The organism is Nguyenibacter vanlangensis (genome assembly GCF_013376155.1).
Lineage (GTDB): Bacteria > Pseudomonadota > Alphaproteobacteria > Acetobacterales > Acetobacteraceae > Gluconacetobacter > Gluconacetobacter vanlangensis.
The window spans coordinates 1-560 of the sequence record NZ_JABXXP010001232.1 but is presented as its reverse complement, the minus strand read 5'-3'; the positions used below and the strand labels follow the sequence as shown (position 1 = coordinate 560).

Genomic DNA, 560 nt, shown 5'->3' with positions numbered 1-560 from the left:
CCCCCGCCCGCGTCGGCGACCTGCGCCACCGCCGCCTCGGACAGCACGGTCCCGGCGCCGATCAGCGCCTGCCGGCCGAAACGGTCCTGCAGCAGGCGGATGCTGCGCAGGGGCTCGGGCGAATTCATCGGCACCTCGATGATGGTGAATCCCGCATCGACCAGGGCCGCGCCGATCTCCAGCACCTCGTCCGGACGGACGCCGCGCAGGATGGCGATCAGCGGGCAGGCGCGCAGCGCGTCGTCGAATGTCGGCACCGTTCTCTCCTCAGCCGGAATGGGTCGGCGGATCGGTCCGGAAATAGCCGGCCGTCATGGCGATGTGGTACAGGCCCGCCGGCGCGGTGTTGCCAATGGTTCGCGGCACCGGCGCGCCCAGCATCTCGAAGGCCGTGGCATAGAGCCCGCACAGCCGCTCCTCGCCGATCAGGACCGTGGGCAGCATGTCCGGCCGCTCGGCCAGGCCGGCGCGGATCTCGTCGCCCACCAGCAGGCCGGACAGATAATCGCGCGTCTCGGCGGCGCCGACCGCCCCGCTCAGGAACAGGCTGCGCGCCGAGA

Annotated in this window: 1 protein-coding gene and 1 pseudogene; both read right to left on the bottom strand. The window is 72.1% G+C overall.

Annotated elements, in window-relative coordinates:
* Positions 1 to 257, bottom strand: a pseudogene (locus HUK84_RS22310) (2-dehydro-3-deoxy-6-phosphogalactonate aldolase); the annotation flags it as partial.
* Between the two features lie 10 nt (positions 258 to 267).
* A partial coding sequence (locus HUK84_RS22305; RefSeq protein ID WP_176642057.1) for a 2-dehydro-3-deoxygalactonokinase occupies positions 268 to 560 on the bottom strand: 293 nt, incomplete at its 5' end.